General features: G+C 56.4%; 3 protein-coding genes. 2 read left to right on the forward strand and 1 reads right to left on the reverse strand.

What is annotated here, in order from left to right:
- The first annotated feature begins 184 nt into the window (after positions 1-184).
- Positions 185-1,693: an IS21-like element ISCfr8 family transposase gene (gene istA, locus CHU32_RS27635; RefSeq protein ID WP_077249983.1), complete on the forward strand. Its 1,509-nt coding sequence runs from the start codon at positions 185-187 to the stop codon at positions 1,691-1,693.
- Positions 1,680-2,420: an IS21-like element helper ATPase IstB gene (gene istB / locus CHU32_RS27640; RefSeq protein ID WP_012695455.1), complete on the forward strand. Its 741-nt coding sequence runs from the start codon at positions 1,680-1,682 to the stop codon at positions 2,418-2,420. The genes istA and istB overlap by 14 nt, the downstream gene beginning before the upstream one ends.
- 227 nt (positions 2,421-2,647) lie before the next feature.
- Here the strand turns inward: istB and CHU32_RS27645 are convergent, their stop codons facing one another.
- Complete coding sequence (locus tag CHU32_RS27645) at positions 2,648-3,202, reverse strand: aminoglycoside N-acetyltransferase AAC(6')-Ib3 (RefSeq protein WP_032488579.1); 555 nt, start codon at positions 3,200-3,202, stop codon at positions 2,648-2,650.
- Positions 3,203-3,297 lie beyond the last annotated feature (95 nt).

The following is a 3,297-nucleotide window of genomic DNA, read 5'->3' on the forward strand; positions in this document are numbered from 1 at the left end:
GGTAAGCAGAGTTTTTGAAATGTAAGGCCTTTGAATAAGACAAAAGGCTGCCTCATCGCTAACTTTGCAACAGTGCCCTGGCCATTAATTTTGACCCACCCCAAGGTGGCCAACCGGCCAGAAATGCAGATAGGGTTCCCAGCCTTTTGGCAGGCCGGGAACCGTTCTGATGATGAGGTGGAACGTGATACACAAAATAAAATCATTACATGACGATGGCAAAGGACTTTCCATTCGGGCCATCAGCCGGGAGCTGGGCATCTCGCGCAACAGCGTGCGCAAGTATCTGCGTCAGGATGAAACAACCACTGCCCGCAAGCTGGATAACCCTGTCCGCAGCAAACAGCTCGACACCTACCGGGGATACCTGATCAGCTTGCTGGCCAGCTTTCCCGGGCTCAGTGCAGTCAAGATTGCCCGCAAGCTCAAGGAGAAACTGGGTGAGCTGCCGACCTCCGAGCGCAGTATTCGTCGTTACGTCAGCGCGCTGAAGGAAGAGGTTGCAACCGGTCAGCACCGATATTACGAGCCGGTGGTTGATGAGGTGCCGGGTGTGCAGTGCCAGGTTGACCCGGGCGAGCTGCGTAACGTGCTGATTGGTGGCGTGGAAACAGTGGTGCACTTTGTTGTGTTTGTGCTGGCGTACTCGCGGCTGATGTATGTGGGCCTGTCGTTTAAGCCGCTGGATACCCGGCAGTTCATCCAGCTGCATGACGAAGCGCTGCGCTACTTTGGCGGCATGCCTGAAGAGCTGGTGTACGACCAGACCAAGCTGGTGGTGATTGAGGAGAAATACCGGGAGCTGACCCTCAACGAGCGTTTTCATCAGTACGCCACCACAGCCGGCTTTCGTATCCATGCTTGCGAAGGCTATGACCCCGAGAGCAAGGGCAAGGTTGAAGCGGGCGTCAAATACGTCAAGCAGGACTGCTTTTACGGCGAGACCTTCCGTGATGAGCAGCACCTGCGCGAGCATGTGCATCACTGGCTGGACAAGGTCGCCAATGTGCGGGCACACGGCACCACAGGTGAGGCACCTCAGCTGCGTTTTGAACGTGACGAACAGGCTCTGCTCAAGCCCTACCTGTCACCCTCTTGCGTCACATCTGAAGCCCGTGAGACCCGCAAGGCGGATAAGACCGGACTGATCTCCTGGAAGGCCAACAAGTACTCTGTGCCCATGGCCTGGCAGCAAAGCCGTGTCGGTGTGCTGGAAGACGACAGCCAGCTGCATGTGATTGATCTACAAACTGGCGAAGTGATTGCCCAGCATGCGTTGGCGGGCGGCAAAGGTCAGATTATCAAAAACACCCACCACTACCGTGACCATGCCCAGCGCCGGCAGCAGCTGGAGCAGGACATTCAAGTACTGGTGGGCGACGAGGCACTCAGCCTGGCCTTGTGTGATCAGTTGCGGAGATCCTTGCCCAAGGTCTATAAGGATCAACTGTTCGCAGTACGCAACCTGCTGAGTAAGCACGCACCTGTTGAACGGGACATGCTGTTGAACCTGAGCCAGAAGCCGGGCCTGACCGCCCGACAGATCGAAGCGTATCTGGTGGCCACCCAGCTGGCCAGCCGGCGTGAGCGTCTGCCTGAGCCCGTGCCAGAGGCTCCGTCAGAGCTGGACTTGAGTGCATACCGACAGCTTGGCCGCTCGACTGGCCAGGAGGTGACCCATGGGCATGCTTGAACAGACTGCCGCCCAGTACCGTAGCCTGCGCATGACCTCCATCGCCGCAGAGCTCGCCCAGTTACTGGCCGAGGCCGAAGCCAGTGAAATGTCGTTCCTGAGCTTTGCACAGCGACTGGCTGAATACGAACTCCAGCAGCGTCAGGCCAACCGGGTACAGCGCAATTACAAGACGGCAGGCTTTCCTGCGCACAAGCATCTGGAGGGCTTTGACTATCGCCACCAGACCACCATCAGCAAGCGCCAGATCAACAGCCTGCTGGACTTCCGGTTCATCGACGAGCGCAACAACGTGATCTTCATCGGCCCGCCAGGCGTGGGCAAGACCCACCTGGCCATCGGGATTGGCCACAAGGCCGTCGAGGCCGGATACCGGGTATTGTTTCGCACCGCGCTGGAGTTGGTGGAAGAACTGGAGCTGGCAGAAATGAAGGGCGAGCTGAAAAAGAAAATCAGCCAGCTGAGCAAGGTCGACCTCTTGATCATCGATGAGCTGGGCTACCTGCCCATGACCCGGCAGGCCCGCTACAACCTGTTCCAGCTGATCAACAGTCTGTACGAATACCGGTCTATCATCCTGACCACCAACAAGGACTTCACCTGCTGGGGCGAGTTCTTCCACGACGACAACGTGGCAGTACCGATCATCGACCGAATCATCCATCACTCACACATCTTTATGCTGGGAGGAGAGAGCTATCGGCTGAAACAGAAAACAACGGGTTAAACGTGCAAGGGTGGGTCAATTTTATTGGCCAAAGGTGGGTCAAAATTAATGGCCATTGACAAATGGCAAGAAGCACAGGCTCCAAATGTGACTTTATGACGTCGACGACTATCCGCACCTGAGCGGATACCTCTGCGGGGACGGTGTGGTTCATGCATGACGCCTAACGTTTGACATGAGGGGCGGCCAAGGGCGCCAGCCCTTGGACGTCCCCCTCGATGGAAGGGTTAGGCATCACTGCGTGTTCGCTCGAATGCCTGGCGTGTTTGAACCATGTACACGGCTGGACCATCTGGGGTGGTTACGGTACCTTGCCTCTCAAACCCCGCTTTCTCGTAGCATCGGATCGCTCGCAAGTTGCTCGGCGACGGGTCCGTTTGGATCTTGGTGACCTCGGGATCATTGAACAGCAACTCAACCAGAGCTCGAACCAGCTTGGTTCCCAAGCCTTTGCCCAGTTGTGATGCATTCGCCAGTAACTGGTCTATTCCGCGTACTCCTGGATCGGTTTCTTCTTCCCACCATCCGTCCCCGCTTCCAAGAGCAACGTACGACTGGGCATACCCAATCGGCTCTCCATTCAGCATTGCAATGTATGGAGTGACGGACTCTTGCGCTAAAACGCTTGGCAAGTACTGTTCCTGTACGTCAGCAAGTGTCGGGCGTGCTTCTTCTCCGCCCCACCACTCGACGATATGAGATCGATTTAGCCACTCATAGAGCATCGCAAGGTCATGCTCAGTCATGAGGCGCAGTGTGACGGAATCGTTGCTGTTGGTCACGATGCTGTACTTTGTGATGCCTAACTTTGTTTTAGGGCGACTGCCCTGCTGCGTAACATCGTTGCTGCTCCATAACATCAAACATCGACCCACGG

Source organism: Superficieibacter electus (assembly GCF_002915575.1).
GTDB lineage: Bacteria > Pseudomonadota > Gammaproteobacteria > Enterobacterales > Enterobacteriaceae > Superficieibacter > Superficieibacter electus.